The sequence below is a fragment of the Microbacterium aurantiacum genome, from assembly GCF_040532595.1.
In the GTDB taxonomy this organism is placed as follows: domain Bacteria; phylum Actinomycetota; class Actinomycetes; order Actinomycetales; family Microbacteriaceae; genus Microbacterium; species Microbacterium chocolatum_B.
Genome location: NZ_JBEVYX010000002.1, coordinates 466,354 through 485,033 on the forward strand (window position 1 = coordinate 466,354; position 18,680 = coordinate 485,033).

The following is an 18,680-nucleotide window of genomic DNA, read 5'->3' on the forward strand; positions in this document are numbered from 1 at the left end:
GTTCCTCAGTGGTCGCCGGGCGCCTCGTGAGCGCTTCGGACGACGGCGATGATCTGGTCTCGACGCACCTGGTCTCCGGCGGCGACCCTCAGGCGCACCGTGCCCGCGTGCGGCGCGAGGACGGGGTGCTCCATCTTCATGGCCTCGATCGTGATGAGGCGGTCGCCCGCCTGTACCGGATCACCGTCGGACGCGTGCACGGCGGTGACGGCTCCGGGCATCGGCGCACGCACCTCGGGGGCGGCGCCGCTCGCGCTCCCGGCGGCGAGCGGGACGCGGGCGAGGGTCACCTCGCGACGTGTGAGCGGACGCAGGCGCCGGGCCCCGGAGTGCGTGTGCACCCACACGGCGCCGTCGGGACCGATGACCACGGGCCCGACGCCGGGGTCCGTCTCCCCGTCCGGCTCGCCGAGCGTCACGGCGTGGATGACGTCGTCGTCACTGCGGAACGTCGCGGTGCGCGACGGACGCGTTCCCCCCGCGCGCCAGCCCGACCCCGATCGCCACAGCTCCGACGCGCGTGCGGGGTCCCGCTCGCGCCCGCCGTCGTCGCCGACGAGCGCACGCGCGCCCGCGCGGAGGATCTCGGGCGACATCGCCGGCGGCGTCGGCGTCGGGAGACGATCGATCCATGCCGTGTCGACCCGACCGGACCGCACGTCCTGGTCCGACAGCAGGGAGCGCAGGAACGCGATGTTCGTGTCGACTCCGAGGACGATCGTCGCGGCGAGCGCCGCATCGAGGGCCGCGAGCGCCCCCTCGCGGTCGTCGCCTCCCGCGATCACCTTCGCGATCATGGGGTCGTAGTCGGAGGTGACGACCGATCCCGTCTCCACCGCCGCGTCGGTTCGAACGTCCGGCGCGGGTCGCCACAGCAGCACGTCGCCCGTCGCGGGCAGGAAGCCGCGCGCGGGGGTCTCCGCGTACACGCGTGCCTCGATCGCGTGGCCGCGGATCTCGACATCCGACTGGCGCAGGACGAGCTGCTCCCCCGCCGCGATGCGGATCTGCTGCTCGACGAGGTCGACGCCCGTCACGAGCTCGGTGACCGGGTGCTCGACCTGCAGCCGGGTGTTCATCTCGATGAAGAAGAAGTCATCCGCCCGATCCCCCGAGACGAGGAACTCCACCGTCCCCGCCCCGCGGTAATCGACGGACGCGGCGGCGGCGCATGCCGCCCGCCCGAGTGCCTCTCGCGCCGCGGCGTCGACGATGGCGGACGGCGCCTCCTCGATCACCTTCTGATGCCGACGCTGCAGCGTGCATTCGCGCTCGCCGAGATGGATGACGTTGCCGGCGCCGTCGGCGAGGATCTGCACCTCGATGTGGCGCGGCCGCTCGATGAGCCGTTCCACGAGCAGCGTGTCGTCCCCGAAGGCGGACCGCGCCACTCGGCGGGCCGTCCCCAGTGCAGGTGTCCATTCGTCGAGCGCACGGACGATCTGCATGCCCTTCCCCCCACCACCGGCGGAGGGCTTCACCAGGAGCGGGAACCCGACCTCGAGGGCGGCGGCGGCGAGCGCCGCGTCGTCCTTGCCGGTCGCGCTGAATCCCGGCACGACCGGCACCCCGTGCGCGGCCACGTGCTCTTTGGCGCGGATCTTGTCGCCCATCACCTCGAGCGCGCGGATGCCGGGGCCGATGAACACGAGACCCGCGCGGTCGCAGGCGCGCGCGAAGTCGACGTTCTCGGAGAGGAACCCGTAGCCGGGATGGACGGCCCGCGCCCCGGCCAGGTGGGCCGCCTCGATCAGGGCGGGGATGGACAGATACGACTCGGCCGCGCGGGCCGGGCCGATCCGCACCGCGTGGTCGGCGTCCCGCACGTGCGGGGCACCGGCATCCGCGTCGCTGTACACCGCGACCGAACGGATGCCGAGACGACGGAGCGTGCGGATGATCCGCCGGGCGATCTCGCCGCGGTTGGCGACGAGGACGGTGGGGAAGAGCGGGGTCGTCATGGGGATCACATCCGGAACAGACCGAAGCGCGGCTCGGACAGAGGCGTCCGGGACACGACGTCGAGGGCGAGTCCGAGGACGTCACGGGTGTCCTTCGGGTCGATGATGCCGTCGTCCCACAGCCGCGCACTGGCGTAGACCGGATCCCCCTGGCGTTCGTACTGCTCCCGGATGGGCTTCTCGAACGCGCCCCGTGCCGCGGAGTCGAACGTCTCACCGCGGGCGGCCATCTGGTCGGCCTTCACCGTGGCGAGGACGGAGGCGGCCTGCGCACCCCCCATCACCGAGATCCGGCTCCCCGGCCAGCTCCAGAGGAACCGCGGACCGTACGCGCGCCCGCACATGGCGTAGTTGCCCGCGCCGAAGGATCCCCCGATGATCACGGTGAGCTTCGGGACGCGGGTCGTGGCCACCGCGGTCACCATCTTCGCGCCGTCTTTGGCGATCCCTCCGGCCTCGGCATCGCGCCCCACCATGAACCCGGAGATGTTCTGGAGGAACAGCAGCGGGATGCCGCGCTGGTCGCAGAGCTCGATGAAGTGCGCGCCCTTCTGCGCCGACTCGCTGAAGAGCACGCCGTTGTTCGCAACGATTCCGACGGGATGACCGTGCAGGCGCGCGAAGCCGGTGACGAGGGTCTCGCCGTACGACCTCTTGAACTCGTGGAAGTCGCTCCCGTCCACCAGCCGCGCGATGACGTGGCGGACGTCGTAGGGCTGGTTGACGTCGACCGGCACCACTCCGTAGAGCTCGTCGGGATCGGCGACCGGAGGACGACTCGGCACGACCTCCCAGGCGGGGGATGCCGGAGGCGGGAGGGTCGCGACGATGTCCCGCACGATCTCGAGGGCGTGCTCGTCGTTCTCCGCGAGATGGTCCACGACACCGGATCGCCGGGCGTGGAGTTCGCCGCCGCCGAGGTCCTCCGCCGTGATGTCCTCGCCGATCGCGGCCTTCACCAGCGGTGGCCCGCCGAGGAAGATGGTGCCCTGTCCGCGCACGATCACCGTCTCGTCGCTCATCGCGGGCACGTACGCACCGCCGGCCGTGCACGAGCCGAGCACCGCGGCGATCTGCGGGACGCCGGCCGCCGACATCCGCGCCTGCTGGAAGAAGATGCGCCCGAAGTGATCGCGGTCCGGGAAGACCTCGTCCTGTTGCGGGAGGAAGGCGCCACCGGAGTCGACGAGGTACACGCACGGCAGCGCGTTCTCGGCCGCGATCTCCTGGGCGCGCAGGTGCTTCTTGACGGTGAGCGGGAAGTACGTCCCGCCCTTCACGGTCGCGTCGTTGCAGACCACCATCACGTGACGTCCGTGGACGAGGCCGATCCCGGCGATCACGCCGGCGCCGGGCGCCTGCCCGTCGTACATCCCCTCCGCCGCGAGCGGCGCCACCTCGAGGAACGGGCTCCCCTCGTCGAGAAGCCGGTCCACCCGCTCCCGAGGCAGCAGCTTGCCGCGCGAGCGATGGCGCTCCCTCGCGGCCTCCGGTCCGCCGCGGGAGATCGCCGCGAGCCGCTCGCGCAGCGACGCGGCGAGTTCCGCCTGCGCGTCGTGGGCCTGCGCGAACGCGTCGTCCCGCTCGACCGCACTCTGCAAGACACCCATGTCATCTCCGTCGACGTCACGATCCGGTCACATCCGTTGCCAGGACTCGACCGATTTGGTTAGTGTTCGTTAACCGAATCTTAGGTTAGCGAGGATTAACTGAGATGACAAGACCCCCCACGGAACGCGGACGGGCCAAGGCCGATCGACACGACGCGCTGCTGCGGGAGGCGGCGCGCCTGTTTGCCGAGCGGGGCTTCCACGGGGTCAGTCTCGAAGACATCGGCGCCGCGGTCGGTGTCAGCGGACCGGCCGTCTACCGGCACTTCGCCGGCAAGCAGGCCCTCCTCGGCGCGCTCCTCACCGCGGTGAGCGAGCGCCTCCTCGCCGGCGGCTCCGCCGTGGTCGCCGCACACACCGACCCCCGCGAGCAGCTGCGCGGCCTGGTCGCTTTCCACGTGGACTTCGCCCTCGCCGACAGCGACGTCATCCGCGTGCAGGATCGCGATCTGGCGAGCCTCGGCGACGCGGATCGCCGAACCGTGCGGCGACTCCAGCGCGAGTACGCCGAGCTGTGGGTCGGCGCGCTCGCCGCGGATGCTCCGGACGCGGACCCCGAAGAGCTCCGCACACGCGCCTACGCGTGCTTCGGCCTCATCAACTCGACCCCGCACAGCGTCCGCAGACGGGCCGGCAGACCGTCGGATGCGGCGGTGCGGCGGCTCCTGACGGGCATGGCCCTCGCGGCCCTGGGCGTGGACGAGGCCGAAGTGTCATAATCGGCTTCTGATCATGAGAAAGCCGCGCGCGACGCCCCCCTCCGACCCGTCGACTCCCCGCTCCGAGGACACGACGACCTCCCGACGCGACTTCCTCACCCTCGGCGGGATCGCCGCGGCCGGCGTGGTCGTCGCCGGAGGCGGCGGCGCCGCCGTCGGTGCGAGCATCGGCCACCGCATCGGCTACGAGGAGGGCTCGGTCGACTTCGGCGCCGTCCCGCCGCGCAGCGCCCCCGGCTTCGATCATGTCGTGGTGCTCATGGGCGAGAACCGCTCCTTCGACAACATGCTCGGCTGGCTCTACACCCCCGACACCCTCCCCGCCGGCGAGCGCTTCGACGGTCTCGCCTTCGGCGACTACGCCAACGTCGATTCGACCGGCGAGCGCATCCCCGCGCACGTGTACGACGGGCCGACCGACGAGCTGATGGGCCGCCCGAACCCCGACCCCGGCGAGGAGTTCCCCCACGTCAACACACAGCTGTTCGATCGCGTGGAGCCGGCAGGGAACGCCACCGTGGGCGTCGGGGCGATGACCGCGCCGTTCAACGCCCCTCCCCCCGGGACTGCGCCCACGATGTCCGGATTCGTCCGCGACTACGAGAACAACGTCCGCGAGCTGCGGGGCGGCGCCGACCCCGAGCCGGGAGAGATCCGCCACATCATGGGCGGCTTCTCGCCGCAGCAGCTGCCCGTCCTGTCCGAGCTCGCACGGGAGTTCGCCGTCTTCGACGCGTGGTTCGCCGCTGTTCCGTCTCAGACGTACTGCAACCGGTCCTTCTTCCACGCCTCCACCTCGCACGGGTACGTGTCGAACAAGCACGGCGGCGGCTACGAGAAGTGGCTCGAGGCGGAGCCGACCCCGACCATCTTCAATCGCCTGGAAGAGGCGGGGATCTCGTGGAAGATCTACTTCGACGAGCAGCAGCTGGTGTCGCTCACCGGCATCATGCACGCACCGGTGCTCCAGCAGTTCTGGCGGACGAACCGCTTCGGCCACATGGACGAGTTCTACGCCGAGGCGAAGGCGGGGACGTTGCCCGCCTACGCCTTCATCGAGCCCCGGCTGGTGTACAACCACAACGACTTCCACCCGCCGTTCGGCGTGCTCCGTGCCAGCGAGGTGGACGGCGAGGAGGTCGTGGACTCGGCGGTCTCCGACGTGCGCGCCGGCGAGAAGCTCGTCGCCGACATCTACGACGCGATCCGCACCAGCGCGACCCCGGGCGGCTCGAACGCCATGAACACGCTCCTGCTCATCACCTTCGACGAGCACGGCGGCACGTACGACCACGTCCCGCCCCCCGCCGCCACTCCCCCGGTCGCCGATGCGGAGCCGGGAGAGATGGGGTTCGCGTTCGACCGGCTGGGATGCCGCGTCCCGGCGATCGCCGTGTCGGCGTATACGCGGGCGGGCACGATCGTGCACGACGAGATGCACCACGGCGCCGTCATCGCCACCCTCTCGCGCCTGCACGGACTCAAGCCCCTCACCCGACGCGACGCCGAGGCGAACGACCTGTTCGGCGTCGTGAATCTCGACACCCCGCGACCCGCGCAGCAGTGGCCTCGCGTCCACCCCATGTACGTGCCGGCGAACCCGCACGAGGACGACTTCGAGGACCTCGCCGAGGGCAAGCACCGGCACAAGCCGATCAGCAACCCCGGCCGGGGCCTGCTCGGACTCCTCCTTTCGCGCTATGCGCCCGGCACGCCCGAACCCGAGACGTACGCGGAGGCGTACAACACCCTGCGCACGCACGGGCTCGGGCTCTTCTATCCGAAGATCCGCTGACCCGTCAGCCGAGCAGTAGCGCTCGTGCGGGATCGCGCAGGAGCTCTCCGACGAACGCGAGGAACCGGGCACCCTGCTCTCCGTCGACCAGTCGGTGATCGAAAGACAGCGCCAGCGTCGTCACCTGACGGAGCGCGACTGCTCCCCGATGCTCCCACGGCCGAGGCTGCACGGCGCCGAGGGCGAGGATGCCCGCCTCTCCCGGATTGAGGATCGGGGTGCCGGCGTCGATCCCGAACACACCGACGTTGGTGATCGAGAAGGTCCCGCCCGCCAACGCGCCAGGCGCCGTGCGTCCGGCACGCGCGGTGTCGGCGAGGTCGCGGATCGCCCGCGACAGCGCGACGGCCGACATCCGGTCGGCATCCGCGATGTGCGGCACCAGAAGTCCCCGGGGCGTCGCAGCGGCGATGCCCAGATTGACGTAGTGGTGTTGCACGATCTCGCCGGCATCCTGATCCCACCGCGCATTCAGCTCCGGGTGGCGCTGAAGGGCGAGGCACACCGCCTTCGCCACGACGGCGAGGATGCCGATCCTCTCCTCGCGATACTCGCGCTCCTCCCGCAGTCGGGTGAGGAGATCCATCGTCTCGGTCACATCGACGGTGAGGAACGTCGTGACGTGCGGCGCGGTGAAGGCGCTTCGCACCATCGCCTCGGCGGTGTGCTTGCGCACGCCCCGGATCGGGATGCGCGTCGTCCGCGCATCGACGCCCCCGTCGGCGGGTGACGGTGCGGAAGGCTGCGCCTCGGCGGTGCGTGCCGGCGCCGTCGCCGTCGCGTACGCCTCGACGTCGCCGCGGGTGATCACGCCGGCGACGCCGGACGCCTCGACGAGCGCGAGATCCACCCCCAGCTGTTTCGCCAGCGCGCGCACCGGCGGCGTCGACCGGGGACGCTCCCGCCCCGGCTCGTCGGCCGGTACGGGGCGGGGCCGGGCATCGTGGGGCGCCGCTTCGAGGACGGCGGTGTCGACCGCGCGCGTCCGCCCCGCGTGGGTGCGGGGACGACGCCGGGGCGGCCCGGAGCGACGTGCGGCCGCGCCGTAGCCCACCAGGTTGGGGCCGGACTCCTCGTCGTCGGATGCCGCGGCGGGGGCGGCGATCGGGGCCTCGACCCTCTCCTCGACGTCCACGTCGACGTCGACGTCGACGTCGAACGATATGAGCGGCGCGCCGACGTCGACGACGTCTCCGGCCGCGGCGTGGAGCGTGCGGACCACCCCGGCATGCGGTGAGGGGATCTCCACGATGGCCTTGGCGGTCTCCACCTCGGCGATCGTCTGATTCAGGGCGACCGCGTCCCCCTCCTCGACGAGCCACTGGACGATCTCCGCCTCGGGGAGTCCTTCCCCGAGGTCGGGCAGCAGGAAGCGCTCGATCATGACCCCACCACCTCCGACCGGCTGTTCGGGCGGTCCAGCACGCGGTCCACGCCGTCGAGGATCCGATCGAGATCGGGGATGTGGTGCTTCTCGAGCTTGGCCGGCGGGTAGGGGATGTCGTGTCCGGTGACGCGCACGGGCGGCGCTTCGAGGTAGTGGAAGCACCGTTCGGTGAGACTCGCGATCACTTCGGCGCCGACACCCGCCTCGCGTGCGGCCTCGTGCGCGATGACCACGCGGCCGGTCTTGCGCACCGACGCGTCGAGCGTGCGGTAATCCACCGGGGACAGCGAGCGCAGGTCGATCACCTCGATCGAGATCCCCTCCGCTTCCGCTGCCTCCGCGGCATCCAGCGCCGTGCGCACCATCGCACCGTAGGCGAGCAGCGTGACATCGCGCCCCTCTCGCACGACGCGGGCGAGCCCGAGCGGCGCGACATCCGCCAGGTCCGCCGAGAGGTCGACGTCGCCTTTCAGGTGATAGAGGCGCTTGGGTTCGAAGTAGACGACCGGATCATCGGAGGCGATCGCCTGTCGCAGCGACACGTAGGCGTCCTGCGGATCGGACACGGCCACCACGCGCAGTCCCGATGTGTGCACGAAGTACGCCTCCGGCGACTCCGAGTGGTGCTCGGCCGCGCCGACGCCGCCGGCCCACGGGATGCGGATCGTGATCGGCATCCGGACGGCTCCCCGGGTGCGGTAGTGCAGCTTCGCGACCTGGCAGACGATCTGATCGAACGCGGGATAGACGAAGCCGTCGAACTGGATCTCCACGACGGGACGGAAACCCCGGAACGCCAGCCCGACCGCGGTGCCCATGATCCCCGCTTCCGCCAGCGGAGTGTCGATCACCCGCTGCGCGCCGAACTCGGCCTGGAGTCCGTCGGTGACGCGGAACACGCCACCGAGGGATCCGACATCCTCGCCCATCACGAGGACTTTCGGATCATCGGCCATCGCGCGGCGGAGCCCCGCCGTGATCGCCTTCGCCATCGTGAGCTGGGTCATTCCCCTTCCTCCCCCGCGAAGCCGTCGAGATAGGCGGCGAACCATCCGCGCTGTTCGTCGAGGCCGGTGTGCGGCTCGGCGTAGACGTGGTCGAACACCTCCATCGGCTCGGGCGTGCGGGCTGCGAGCGTGGCGGCGCGCACCGCCGCGCCGAGGCTGTCCGCGTCTGCGGCGATGGATCGGAGGACAGCGTCGTCCAGCTCCCCCTCCGCGCGCAGCAGAGTCTCGAGCCGGGCGATCGGATCGCGGCGCCGCCAGCGTTCGACCTCCGCCTCGTCACGATACCGGGTGGGATCGTCGGAAGTGGTGTGCGGACCCATGCGGTAGGTCACGGCCTCGATGTACGCCGGCCCCTGCCCGGTCCGCGCACGATGCGTGGCCCACCGCATCGCCGCGAGGCACGCCAGCACATCGTTGCCGTCAACGCGAAGGCTGGGGATGCCGAAGCCGGGCGCACGACCCGCGATGGGGAACGCGGCCTGCACCGAGACGGGCTCCGAGATCGCCCACTGATTGTTCGAGCAGACGAAGACCACCGGCGCCGCGAAGGACGAGGCGAAGACCATCGCCTCGTTGACATCACCCTGGCTCGTCGCTCCGTCCCCGAAGTAGGCGACGGCGACCTGGTCTTCGCCGTCGCGCTGTATGCCCATCGCGTAGCCGACCGCGTGCAGCGCCTGTGCGCCGATGATGATCTGCGAGGTGGCGGTGTTGGTCCGGTACGGGTCGTTCGCGGAGTGGGTGACGCCGCGCCAGGCCAGGACGAAGTCCTCGGGCACCGCCCCGCGCACATGGTGGACGCCCACCTCGCGATAGCTCGGGAAGACGAAGTCGTCCGCGCGGAGGGCGCGCGCGGTGCCGACCTGCGCCGCCTCCTGACCGCGGCACGGGGCCCACAGACCGAGCTGCCCCTGGCGCTGCAGCGCGACGCCTTCGGTGTCGATACGGCGGACGAGGACCATGTCGCGATAGAGACCGCGCAGGGTCTCGGCGTCGACATCCGCGATCCAGCGCTCCAGCTCGGGGTCCGCCACGCGGGTGCCGTCGGGGCCGATCAGCCGCGCGACATCATCGATGTCGGTCGCGATCTCGGCCGTGGGGTTCAGGGTGTGCGTCATCGTCATCCCTCCTCGGCGGGACGTCCTCGTGAGTCGTCCCGCAGTGGCGTCGGCCGGCGTCGTCGCCGGTCACCGCCACGCTACGTCCAGACGTCACGACGCTCAAGCATTCGGCATCCGATTGAGCATCATGCCTCACACAGGGTCGGCGAACCTGCTAATGTTCAGCACTATGAGTGGGCTTGATCACGTCGACCTCGAGCTTCTCGCCGCCCTGTCCGCCGATCACAGGGCGACCGTGGTGGCACTGGCGGAGCGCCTCGGCCTGTCCCGCAACACGGTCCAGGCACGCATGGCCCGCCTCGAGCGGACGGGGGTGTTCCTCTCCTTCGAGCGCGCCATCTCAGCTGAGGCGCTCGGGTTTCCCATCGAGGCGTTCATCAGCGTGATGGTGCGCCAGGCGGATCTGCCGAGGATCACCGCGGAGCTGGCGCGGGTGCCGGAGATCGTCCAGGCCCACGGGCTGTCCGGGCAGGTCGACGTGCTGGTGCGGGTCGCCTGCCGCGACACCCAGCACCTGTTCGACACCGACGCCCGGATCCTCGCCATCGAAGGTGTGGAGCGCACCGAGACGTCGCTCGTGATGGGCGAGGTCATCGCCCATCGGGTCCTCCCCCTCATGGAGCTGGCACGACGGGAACGATAGTCGCCTCTCCCTTCGGCTCCGCGGCCGACTCCGCGTCGGCGCGGACGAGGACGACGCCGAGGAGGATGAGCGCTCCGCCGAGGAACTGGACCGGCGCGGGCACCTCGGCGAGGAAGATCCACGCGAATCCGAGGGCGAAGAGCACCTCCGACAGACCGACGAACGAGGCCACCCGCGAACCGATCCGCGGGACGGCCATCACCCCGAAGGCGTAGCCGACGCTCGTCCCGACGAGCGCCACGAACAGCAGCGGCACGAACCACGGCACCTCCGCACCGGCGAGGACGACCGTCACCGCGGGCGCACGCCAGGGCATCGCCCCCACCGCGAGGAGCATCCCGATCACCGCGGCGCCGACGAGGAGCCCACCGGAGGCGAGGGCGAGAGGCGGCAGGGCGTCGCCCGTCCGCTCCGCGATGAGGAAGTAGGCCATGACGCACACGGCCGCGCCCAGCGCGAGCAGTGTGCCGAGAAGGTCGAAGCCCGCGCCGGAGATGTCGACGACGAGCACGAGTCCCACGACGGCGACCACAGAGCCCACGAGGACCAGTCGGGACGGGCGGCGACGTGTGCGCACCCATACCAGCGCCACGAGCATCACCGGCGCGAGGTACTGGATCAGCAGCGCCACGGCGACGGGCATCCGCTGCATCGCGGCGAAGAAGAACAGCTGGCAGCCGAGCACCGCCGTGAGCCCGAACCCGACGATCAGGCGGCCGTGCAGGTGGACGAATCCGCGCTGCCGACGCATCGCGATCCACAGCGCCGGCGAGAGGACGAGCCCCGCGAGCGCCATGCGCACGAGCAGTGCCGACCCGAGCGACCAGCCCTCCTCCAGCAGAGGCTTGATGAAGGGACCGCTGGAGGAGAACGCGAGCGCCGAGGCGACGGCCATGACGAGGCCCGCCGTTCGTCGCGGAGCCCCGCGTTCCGGGACGATGAGGGGGATGGGCGCGGTCGCGGCGGTCATGGGCATCCGACTGTCAGGGGCGAACTCTGTTTACACTCGTGACAGTAGGGGATGCCGAGGTCAGGAGTCAACGTGGTATTCATCCATGACACGAAGCGAACGCTCATGATGGTCGTCGACCTGGTGAACACGCTCCCGGAAGGCGACCGGGAGGACGGGCTGGTCACGACCGACGATCTCCGCGCTTTCCTCTCGCGACACCCCTACAGCGGTGTCGTGCGACATGACGACGCCGAGCTCTCGGCGGTGCGCACGGTGCGCACGCGCCTGCGCGACCTGTGGGACGTGGACCGCGCGGGAGCCGTGCCGCTGGTCAACGCCATGCTCGCGGACGGCGGCGCCCTGCCCCGTCTCGTCATCCACGACGAGTACGACTGGCACATCCACGCGACATCCGACGACTCCCCCCTGGATGTGCGGATGCTGGTCGAATCGGCGATGGCCTTCGTCGACGTCATCCGCGGCGACGAGTACGACCGCATCCGTCGCTGCGACGCCGACGACTGCGACGCCGCCTATGTGGACTACTCGAAGAACGGTTCCAAGCGCTACTGCGACACCGGCAACTGCGGCAACCGGATGAACGTCATCGCCTACCGCCGTCGGAGGGCGTCAGAAAGCGGGTGATGGCCTCGGCGGCCAGGCCGGGCGTCTCGTAGTGGATGAGGTGTCCGACCTCGGGGATCTCGACCAGGGTGGCGTCCGGGAAGAGGGTCGCGAGGTGACGCTCGGCCTCGATCGGCGTGATGTCGTCCTTCTGCGCGGCAATGAGGAGCGTCGGCTGCGCGATGGCCGGGGCGAACGCGCGCACGTCGTTCGACACCGACGCGAGGAACGCGTCGTACAGCACGTCGCGGTCGGCGAACCGGGAGAAATACGTGTCGTGCTGGTCGTGGATGAAGCGCCGCAGGTCGGGGTCCCGGGTCTTGGCCATCGACACGCTCATGACGCGGACGATCGCACCGTTGCGCAGGAGGGCGTCGCCGACCGGCTGCGGAAGGCGCGCCCCACTCCGGTAGTAGAACACCGCGAGCCGGGTGAGGATGCCGCGCGGCCCCTCCAGGGCGGGAGCGCCGATCGGGTTCACGAGGATCACGCGGGGAGTTTCGAGCCCATCCGCGACGGCGGCGGCCACGACGATCGAGCCGAACGAGTGGCCGAGGATCACCGCACCCGGGGCCACGACGCCCGCGAACGCGCGCAGCCACCCCGCGTAGGTCCGCAGATCGTGCCGTGCGCCGGGTATCGGCGGCGTCTCCCCGAACCCGGGAAGGTCGGGTGATATGACCCGGACGCCGTCGAGGTGCGCGACGACCGGCTCGAGACCGTGGTGCTCGCCGCGGAAGCCGTGCACCGCGATGATCGTCGTCGCCGCGTCGGCGGGCCCGTAGACCCAGTACGCCGTCGTCCCGCCCTGCACCTCGACCTCGTGCCGATCGACCGGAATCGCATCGAGGAGCGCGGAATAGGGGTTGGATGCGGCCACTCCCCGAGTCTACGAGGCCGCTCCGCGCGCGCCCGGCGTCGGCACGATCGCGTCGATGTGCAGGATCACGGATGCCGGGACCCCTGGGGCTCCGGCATCGTGCACATCTCCGTCATCCTGCGCGGCCTCCCCGCTGGTGTCGGAGGACCGGCCTACCCTGAGCGCCATGGACTCGCAGCTCGCCCTGTTCGACGCCCCCGACTGGATGCGGGTCATCGGCGTGTTCGACCTCGAGACGACCGGGGTCGACGTCCGTTCCGATCGCATCGTGACAGCCCACGTGGGCGTCCTCGACGCGGACGGTCGAGCCCTGGAGGCGCGCGACTGGCTCGCCGACCCCGGCGTTCCGATCCCCGAGGGCGCCGCCGCCATCCACGGGGTCACCACGGCGCGGGCGCGTGCGGACGGGCGACCGGCGCAGGAGGTCGTGGGCGAAGTGCTCGAGGCGCTCCGGTCGCTCTTCGCCGCGGGCATCCCCGTCGTCGCCTACAACGCGCCCTATGACTTCTCGCTCCTGAAGAACGAGGCGCTGCGGCACGGACTCGTCCCCATCGACGCCCCCGCGCCGGTGATCGACCCGCTCGTCGTCGACAAGACCTATGACCGCTGGCGGCGAGGTAAGCGCACACTGTCGGCTGTGGCCGCGCACTACGCGGTGCGATTGGACGGCGCGCACGAGGCGGCCGCCGACGCGACAGCGGCGGGCCGCGTCGCGCAGGCGCTTGCCGAGCGCTTCGCCCCCTGGCTGCCCACGACGGCGACCGAATTGCACACGCGTCAGATCGCCTGGGCGCGCGCCCAGGCGGACAGCCTGACCGAGTACTTCATCTCGATCGGGCGGCTCGACCCCGACGACCGCATCGACGGCAGCTGGCCCATCCGCTGAGTCGCCCCGGAAACGGACGAAGACCCCGCCGCAGCGGGGTCTTCGTCCGTCGTACGGCTTACTTGGAGCCGAAGTTCTTGAAGCGCTGGTTGAACTTCTCGACGCGGCCGGCCGAGTCCATGATGCGCTGCTTGCCCGTGTAGAACGGGTGCGAGGCGGAGGAGATCTCGACGTCGATGACGGGGTACTCCACACCGTCCAGCTCGATGGTCTTGTCGCTGGACACGGTCGAGCGCGTGAGGAAGGTGTCGCCCGAACCGAGGTCGCGGAACACGACGGCCTTGTAGTCGGGGTGGATGTCAGTCTTCATGATGATCCTTGCGGGAGGCTTCGGAAAGTCTGCGGTGCGCGTGCACCAAGGGACGAGTCTATCAGGAGGTCAGGAGTTCGCCGAACCGGGCGCGCGCGAGGCTCGCGCGGCGAACCGCCCCTCCGCCTCGGTGAGGGTGATCGGCACCCCGAAGGCCTCGGTGAGCGCCTCCGCCGTGAGGGTCTCGGCGATCGGTCCGGCCGCAACCGCGCGCCCCTCGGCGAGCAGCAGGACGTGCGTGAACCCGATGGGGATCTCCTCGACGTGGTGGGTGACCATCACCATCGCCGGCGTGCTCGGCGCCTGCGCGTATCCGCTGAGCAGCGACAGGAGCTCCTCTCGCGCCCCGAGGTCGAGACTCGCGGTGGGCTCGTCGAGGAGGAGGAGTTCCGGGTCGGTCATGACGGCTCGGGCGATCTGCACGCGCTTCTGCTCGCCGTCGCTGAGGGTGCCGAACGTGCGGTCGGCCAGGTGATCGAGATGCCACTCGGCCAGGACGCGAAGCGCGCGCCGCTCGTCGATGTCCTCGTAGTCCTCGCGCCATCGACCGACGACGGAGAACGCAGCCGTCAGGACGACATCGAGCACCGTCTCCTCCGGCGGCACGCGTCGCGCCATCGCCGAGGAGGCGAAGCCGATCCGGGGGCGCAGCTCGAACACGTCCGTTCGGCCGAGCTGCTCGCCGAGGATCGACACTCGCCCCGAGGTGGGGTGCAGCAGCGTATCGGCGAGCTGGAGAAGCGTCGTCTTCCCGGCGCCGTTCGGGCCGAGGATCACCCAGCGCTGGTCGTCCTCGACGGACCAGTCGAGGTGATCGACGATGTTGCGGGCGTTTCGGCGGACGACGACATCGGAGAACTCGAGCACCTGCGGCATGCCGCCCAGCCTATCTGCCGGTGGCGCGCAACTCGGTGTAGAGCGCCTCGGTCTGCGCGGCGATCGACGCCCAGCTGAAGTCCTGGCGCGCCCTGGCGCGCCCGGCCTCGCCGTAGGCGCGCGCACGCTCGGGATCGCTCACCACCTCGGTGAGCACGCGGGCGAGGTCGGCCACGAACGCCTCGGGATCCGTGGGGGTTCCGGTGCCGTCCTGCTCCTGATCGATCGGGACGATCCTGCCTGTGACACCGTCGACGACCACCTCGGGGATGCCTCCGGTTCCCGTGCCGACGACCGCGGCACCGCAGGCCATCGCCTCGAGGTTGACGATGCCGAGCGGCTCGTAGACGGAGGGGCAGACGAACGTGGTCGCCGCCGTCAGGATCGCGCACAGTTCGGGGCGTGGCAGGAGCCGGTCGATCCAGACGACGCCGTCCCGCGTGGCCTGAAGCCCGCGGACGAGGCCTTCGACCTCCGCGAGGATCTGCGGGGTGTCCGGGGCGCCGGCGCACAGCACCACCTGGACCTCCGGCGGGAGGGACTCGACGGCACGCAGGAGGTACGGCAGCCCCTTCTGCCGCGTGATGCGCCCGACGAAGACGACGGACGGCCGCGCGGGATCGATGCCGAGTCCGTGGAGCAGATCGGGATCCTCCACCGGATGCCAGCTGTCGGTGTCGATCCCGTTGTAGATGACCCGCACCTTGGCCGGATCCAGGGCCGGGTAGCTGCGGAGGATGTCCGCCCGCATCCCCTCGCTCACCGCGACCACCGCCGCCGCCCCCTCGTAGGCCGTCTTCTCGATGTAGCTCGACACGGCGTATCCGCCCCCGAGCTGCTCCGCCTTCCAGGGCCGGAGCGGCTCGAGACTGTGCGCGGTGACGACGTGGGGGATGCCGTGCAGGAGCGCCGCGAGGTGCCCCGCGAAGTTGGCGTACCAGGTGTGGGAGTGGACGATGTCGGCACCGGCGACGTCTCCGACGATCTCGAGGTCGGTGCCGAGCGTCTGAAGCGCGGCGTTCGCGTCCCGGAGTCCGTCGGGCACGGCGTAGGAGGACGTGCCCGCCTCGTCGCGCGGCGCTCCGAAGGCCCGGACGCGCACGTCCACGTCCTCGCGCAGCGCGCGGACCAGCTCGGTCACGTGGACTCCCGCTCCGCCGTAGATCTCGGGCGGGTATTCCTTCGTGATGATGTCGACGCGCATGATCGAACGCTAGTACACCGGCCCAACGCGCCATAGTGTGTTCCCATGCCTGCAGCGCCGAAGGTCTTCGCCATCATCCTCGCCGGCGGCGAGGGCAAGCGTCTGATGCCCCTCACGGCGGATCGCGCGAAGCCCGCCGTTCCGTTCGGGGGCCAATACAGACTCATCGACTTCGCCATCTCGAATCTCATCAACTCGGGTCTGCGACAGGTCGTCGTCCTCACCCAGTACAAGTCGCACAGCCTCGACCGCCACATCTCGCAGACGTGGCGGATGTCGGCGCTGCTGAACTCCTACGTCGCTTCGGTGCCCGCTCAGCAGCGCCTCGGCAAGCGGTGGTTCTCCGGCTCCGCCGACGCGATCCTGCAGAGCCTCAATCTCATCAACGACGAGCAGCCCGACATCGTCATCGTCATCGGCGCGGACCACGTCTATCGGATGGACTTCCAGCAGATGCTGGACGCCCACATCGCTTCGGGAGCGAAGGCGACGGTCGCCGGCATCCGTCAGCCGATCTCGCTCGCGAATCAGTTCGGCGTCATCGACGTCGACGCCGACGATCCCACGCGCATCAAGGACTTCCTCGAGAAGCCGCAGAATCCGACCGGACTCGCCGACTCTCCCGGCGAGGTGCTGGCGTCGATGGGCAACTACATCTTCGACGCCGACGCGCTCATCGCCGCCGTCGAGAGCGACGGGGAGCTTCCCACCTCCAACCACGACATGGGTGGCGACATCGTGCCGTACTTCGTCGGGCGTGGCGAGGCCGGCGTCTACGACATGAAGCGCAACGAGGTGCCCGGGTCCACGGACCGCGATCGCTCCTACTGGCGGGACGTGGGGACGATCGAGTCCTTCTTCGATGCGCACATGGACCTGATCTCGACGCTCCCGGTGTTCAACCTCTACAACACCGAGTGGCCCATCCACTCGCAGGCCGTGAACTCGCCGCCGGCGAAGTTCGTCCGGGACTCGGTGGGGCGGATCGGCAACGCCATCGACTCGATCGTCTCGCTCGGATCGGTGCTGTCCGGCACCCATCTGGAGCGCAGCGTCGTCGGTCCCTGGACGCTCGCCGACGGGGGATCGACGATCACCGATTCGGTCCTGTTCGACCACGTGCGCGTGGGCGCGGGGGCGCGCATCCATCGCGCGATCCTCGACAAGAACGTCGTCCTCGGCGAGGGCGCCACCGTCGGCGTCGACCGCGAGCGCGACCTGCAGCGCGGATTCACCGTCACCGAGACCGGCATCACGATCGTCGGGAAGGGCGTCCACGTCGAACGGTGACGGGCGCCGCACAAGCGGACGATAGCCTCGGAGGATGCCTGACGCCCGCGCGCGCCTCCTCGTCGTCCTGGACGCCGACTCCACCCTGATCCGCAACGAGGTCATCGAGCTTCTCGCAGACGAGGCCGGTCGCGGCGCGGAGGTGGCCGCCGCCACCGAGGCGGCGATGCGCGGCGACGTGGATTTCGCCACGAGCCTCCGGTCGCGCGTCGCCGCACTGCAGGGGGTGCCCGTGGAGGCGTTCGGTCGCGTCCGTTCCCGCGTCGAGCCGACGCCGGGTGTGCGCGAACTGATCGACGCCGTCCACGCGCGCGACGGCGTCGTCGGCGTCGTGTCCGGGGGCTTCCACGAGATCCTCGATCACATCGCGCCCGATCTGGGCGTCGACCGGTGGCGCGCCAACCGCCTGGGCGAGCGCGCGGGGACACTCGACGGCACGGTCACCGGCGAGATCGTCGATGCGACCGCGAAGGCGCGCACGCTGTCAGGGTGGGCGGACGAGCTCGGCGTGCCCTACGGGCGGACCATCGCCATCGGCGATGGCGCGAACGACCTGGAGATGATGGGGGTGGCCGCGCTCGGCCTCGCCTTCAACGCCAAGCCGAAGGTCCGCGCGCTCGCCGACCTCGTGATCGGTCCCACGGACCTCCGCGAGGTCATCCCGCTGCTCCCCCGGTGATCGTCGGTGACGGACAGCGGTTCAGTGGCCCATTCCGAGGCCGCCGTCGACCGGGATCACCGCGCCGCTGATGTAGGCGGCGTCGTCGGAGGCGATCCACGCCACGACCCCCGCCACTTCGTCGGCGGTGGCGAAGCGTCCCGCGGGGATGTTCTTCTTGTACTCCGTCTGCGTCGCCTCGGGAAGCTCCGCCGTCATGTCCGTCTCGATGAACCCCGGCGCCACGACGTTGGCGGTGAGTCCGCGGGCGCCGAGCTCCCGAGTGAGCGATCGGGCGAAGCCGACGAGGGCGCTCTTCGAAGCGGCGTAGTTGACCTGACCGGCGGAGCCGTACAAGCCGACCACGCTGGAGATGAGGACGACGCGCCCCCAGCGGGCGCGCAACATGTTCTTCGACGCGCGCTTGACGACGCGGAACGCGCCGCCGAGGTTCGTGGCCACGACACTGTCGAAGTCCTCCTCGGTCATGCGCATGAGGAGCGTGTCCTTGGTGATCCCCGCGTTGGCCACAACGATCTCGACCGGACCGAGCGCGGCCTCGACCTCCGAGAACGCGGCATCCACCGCGGCGGCGTCGGTGACGTCCGCGCGCACCGTGAGCGTCCCCTCCGGTCCTTCACCGGAACGCGCGGTGACGGCGACGCGGTATCCGAGGCGCACGAAGCGCTCGGCGATGGCGCGGCCGATGCCGCGGTTTCCGCCGGTGACGAGGACGACGCGGTCAGTGGACATGCAC

General features: G+C 70.5%; 18 protein-coding genes. 7 read left to right on the forward strand and 11 right to left on the reverse strand.

What is annotated here, in order from left to right; genetic code table 11:
- Positions 1 to 5: 5 nt before the first annotated feature.
- Positions 6 to 1,961, reverse strand: coding sequence for an acetyl/propionyl/methylcrotonyl-CoA carboxylase subunit alpha (locus ABXJ56_RS14455; RefSeq protein WP_354000418.1), 1,956 nt, complete (start codon positions 1,959 to 1,961; stop codon positions 6 to 8).
- A 5-nt stretch (positions 1,962 to 1,966) separates the two neighbouring features.
- Complete coding sequence (locus ABXJ56_RS14460) at positions 1,967 to 3,571, reverse strand: carboxyl transferase domain-containing protein (RefSeq protein WP_354000419.1); 1,605 nt, start codon at positions 3,569 to 3,571, stop codon at positions 1,967 to 1,969.
- Between the two features lie 104 nt (positions 3,572 to 3,675).
- Here ABXJ56_RS14460 and ABXJ56_RS14465 point away from each other — a divergent pair, with 104 nt between their 5' ends.
- Both ABXJ56_RS14465 and ABXJ56_RS14470 read left to right on the forward strand, forming a co-directional pair.
- The gene (locus tag ABXJ56_RS14465; protein ID WP_354000420.1) at positions 3,676 to 4,290 is read left to right on the forward strand and encodes an SACE_7040 family transcriptional regulator; all 615 of its coding nucleotides are present in this window, start codon (positions 3,676 to 3,678) and stop codon (positions 4,288 to 4,290) included.
- Between the two features lie 13 nt (positions 4,291 to 4,303).
- Positions 4,304 to 6,085, forward strand: coding sequence for an alkaline phosphatase family protein (locus ABXJ56_RS14470; protein ID WP_354000421.1), 1,782 nt, complete (start codon positions 4,304 to 4,306; stop codon positions 6,083 to 6,085).
- Positions 6,086 to 6,089: 4 nt separating this feature from the next.
- On the opposite strand, the gene ABXJ56_RS14475 is transcribed toward ABXJ56_RS14470, so the two are convergent.
- The 3 genes from ABXJ56_RS14475 to pdhA are packed head-to-tail and all read right to left on the reverse strand — an operon-like array spanning position 6,090 to position 9,603.
- The gene (locus ABXJ56_RS14475; protein ID WP_354000422.1) at positions 6,090 to 7,469 is read right to left on the reverse strand and encodes a dihydrolipoamide acetyltransferase family protein; all 1,380 of its coding nucleotides are present in this window, start codon (positions 7,467 to 7,469) and stop codon (positions 6,090 to 6,092) included.
- Positions 7,466 to 8,479, reverse strand: coding sequence for an alpha-ketoacid dehydrogenase subunit beta (locus ABXJ56_RS14480; RefSeq protein WP_354000423.1), 1,014 nt, complete (start codon positions 8,477 to 8,479; stop codon positions 7,466 to 7,468). Before ABXJ56_RS14480 ends, ABXJ56_RS14475 begins: the two co-directional genes overlap by 4 nt.
- Entirely contained in the window at positions 8,476 to 9,603 is a 1,128-nt protein-coding gene (pdhA, locus tag ABXJ56_RS14485) for a pyruvate dehydrogenase (acetyl-transferring) E1 component subunit alpha (RefSeq protein ID WP_435405007.1), read from the reverse strand. Before pdhA ends, ABXJ56_RS14480 begins: the two co-directional genes overlap by 4 nt.
- Before the next feature lie 166 nt (positions 9,604 to 9,769).
- On the opposite strand from pdhA, the gene ABXJ56_RS14490 reads away from it, so the two are divergent.
- Entirely contained in the window at positions 9,770 to 10,243 is a 474-nt protein-coding gene (locus ABXJ56_RS14490) for an Lrp/AsnC family transcriptional regulator (RefSeq protein ID WP_354000425.1), read from the forward strand.
- On the opposite strand, the gene ABXJ56_RS14495 is transcribed toward ABXJ56_RS14490, so the two are convergent.
- Positions 10,215 to 11,213 carry an EamA family transporter gene (locus ABXJ56_RS14495; protein ID WP_354000426.1) on the reverse strand — a complete coding sequence of 333 codons (999 nt, stop codon included), beginning with the start codon at positions 11,211 to 11,213 and terminating at the stop codon, positions 10,215 to 10,217. The two genes, ABXJ56_RS14490 and ABXJ56_RS14495, sit on opposite strands and share 29 nt — an antisense overlap.
- 72 nt (positions 11,214 to 11,285) lie before the next feature.
- Between ABXJ56_RS14495 and ABXJ56_RS14500 the strand changes: the two genes are divergently transcribed.
- Positions 11,286 to 11,840 carry a CGNR zinc finger domain-containing protein gene (locus tag ABXJ56_RS14500; protein WP_354000427.1) on the forward strand — a complete coding sequence of 185 codons (555 nt, stop codon included), beginning with the start codon at positions 11,286 to 11,288 and terminating at the stop codon, positions 11,838 to 11,840.
- Here the strand turns inward: ABXJ56_RS14500 and ABXJ56_RS14505 are convergent.
- Complete coding sequence (locus ABXJ56_RS14505) at positions 11,800 to 12,699, reverse strand: alpha/beta fold hydrolase (RefSeq protein ID WP_354000428.1); 900 nt, start codon at positions 12,697 to 12,699, stop codon at positions 11,800 to 11,802. The two genes, ABXJ56_RS14500 and ABXJ56_RS14505, sit on opposite strands and share 41 nt — an antisense overlap.
- A gap of 166 nt (positions 12,700 to 12,865) precedes the next feature.
- On the opposite strand from ABXJ56_RS14505, the gene ABXJ56_RS14510 reads away from it, so the two are divergent.
- On the forward strand, positions 12,866 to 13,585 hold the full coding sequence (locus ABXJ56_RS14510; protein ID WP_354000429.1) for an exonuclease domain-containing protein: 720 nt from the start codon (positions 12,866 to 12,868) through the stop codon (positions 13,583 to 13,585).
- Between the two features lie 58 nt (positions 13,586 to 13,643).
- Here the strand turns inward: ABXJ56_RS14510 and ABXJ56_RS14515 are convergent, their stop codons facing one another.
- From ABXJ56_RS14515 to glgA, 3 genes are all read right to left on the reverse strand, one after another.
- Positions 13,644 to 13,895, reverse strand: a complete 252-nt coding sequence (locus ABXJ56_RS14515; protein WP_053547359.1) for a type B 50S ribosomal protein L31 — start codon at positions 13,893 to 13,895, stop codon at positions 13,644 to 13,646.
- A gap of 69 nt (positions 13,896 to 13,964) precedes the next feature.
- Entirely contained in the window at positions 13,965 to 14,771 is an 807-nt protein-coding gene (locus ABXJ56_RS14520; protein ID WP_354000430.1) for an ABC transporter ATP-binding protein, read from the reverse strand.
- Between the two features lie 10 nt (positions 14,772 to 14,781).
- On the reverse strand, positions 14,782 to 15,975 hold the full coding sequence (gene glgA / locus ABXJ56_RS14525) for a glycogen synthase (protein ID WP_354000431.1): 1,194 nt from the start codon (positions 15,973 to 15,975) through the stop codon (positions 14,782 to 14,784).
- A gap of 45 nt (positions 15,976 to 16,020) precedes the next feature.
- Between glgA and glgC the strand changes: the two genes are divergently transcribed.
- Together glgC and serB are read left to right on the forward strand one after the other, a co-directional pair.
- Complete coding sequence (gene glgC, locus ABXJ56_RS14530) at positions 16,021 to 17,265, forward strand: glucose-1-phosphate adenylyltransferase (protein ID WP_354000432.1); 1,245 nt, start codon at positions 16,021 to 16,023, stop codon at positions 17,263 to 17,265.
- 34 nt (positions 17,266 to 17,299) lie between these two features.
- Positions 17,300 to 17,944 carry a phosphoserine phosphatase SerB gene (gene serB, locus ABXJ56_RS14535; RefSeq protein ID WP_354000433.1) on the forward strand — a complete coding sequence of 215 codons (645 nt, stop codon included), beginning with the start codon at positions 17,300 to 17,302 and terminating at the stop codon, positions 17,942 to 17,944.
- A gap of 21 nt (positions 17,945 to 17,965) precedes the next feature.
- On the opposite strand, the gene fabG is transcribed toward serB, so the two are convergent.
- The gene (gene fabG / locus ABXJ56_RS14540) at positions 17,966 to 18,676 is read right to left on the reverse strand and encodes a 3-oxoacyl-ACP reductase FabG (RefSeq protein ID WP_354000434.1); all 711 of its coding nucleotides are present in this window, start codon (positions 18,674 to 18,676) and stop codon (positions 17,966 to 17,968) included.
- Positions 18,677 to 18,680 lie beyond the last annotated feature (4 nt).

Bases quoted from the DNA above. Each gene is read 5' to 3' on its own strand.
- ABXJ56_RS14455 (WP_354000418.1), bottom strand. From the start codon at position 1,961: ATGACGACCCCGCTCTTCCCCACCGTCCTCGTCGCCAACCGCGGCGAG.
- ABXJ56_RS14460 (WP_354000419.1), bottom strand. From the start codon at position 3,571: ATGGGTGTCTTGCAGAGTGCGGTCGAGCGGGACGACGCGTTCGCGCAG.
- ABXJ56_RS14465 (WP_354000420.1), top strand. From the start codon at position 3,676: ATGACAAGACCCCCCACGGAACGCGGACGGGCCAAGGCCGATCGACAC.
- ABXJ56_RS14470 (WP_354000421.1), top strand. From the start codon at position 4,304: ATGAGAAAGCCGCGCGCGACGCCCCCCTCCGACCCGTCGACTCCCCGC.
- ABXJ56_RS14475 (WP_354000422.1), bottom strand. From the start codon at position 7,469: ATGATCGAGCGCTTCCTGCTGCCCGACCTCGGGGAAGGACTCCCCGAG.
- ABXJ56_RS14480 (WP_354000423.1), bottom strand. From the start codon at position 8,479: ATGACCCAGCTCACGATGGCGAAGGCGATCACGGCGGGGCTCCGCCGC.
- pdhA (WP_435405007.1), bottom strand. From the start codon at position 9,603: ATGACGATGACGCACACCCTGAACCCCACGGCCGAGATCGCGACCGAC.
- ABXJ56_RS14490 (WP_354000425.1), top strand. From the start codon at position 9,770: ATGAGTGGGCTTGATCACGTCGACCTCGAGCTTCTCGCCGCCCTGTCC.
- ABXJ56_RS14495 (WP_354000426.1), bottom strand. From the start codon at position 11,213: ATGACCGCCGCGACCGCGCCCATCCCCCTCATCGTCCCGGAACGCGGG.
- ABXJ56_RS14510 (WP_354000429.1), top strand. From the start codon at position 12,866: ATGGACTCGCAGCTCGCCCTGTTCGACGCCCCCGACTGGATGCGGGTC.
- ABXJ56_RS14515 (WP_053547359.1), bottom strand. From the start codon at position 13,895: ATGAAGACTGACATCCACCCCGACTACAAGGCCGTCGTGTTCCGCGAC.
- ABXJ56_RS14520 (WP_354000430.1), bottom strand. From the start codon at position 14,771: ATGCCGCAGGTGCTCGAGTTCTCCGATGTCGTCGTCCGCCGAAACGCC.
- glgA (WP_354000431.1), bottom strand. From the start codon at position 15,975: ATGCGCGTCGACATCATCACGAAGGAATACCCGCCCGAGATCTACGGC.
- glgC (WP_354000432.1), top strand. From the start codon at position 16,021: ATGCCTGCAGCGCCGAAGGTCTTCGCCATCATCCTCGCCGGCGGCGAG.
- serB (WP_354000433.1), top strand. From the start codon at position 17,300: ATGCCTGACGCCCGCGCGCGCCTCCTCGTCGTCCTGGACGCCGACTCC.
- fabG (WP_354000434.1), bottom strand. From the start codon at position 18,676: ATGTCCACTGACCGCGTCGTCCTCGTCACCGGCGGAAACCGCGGCATC.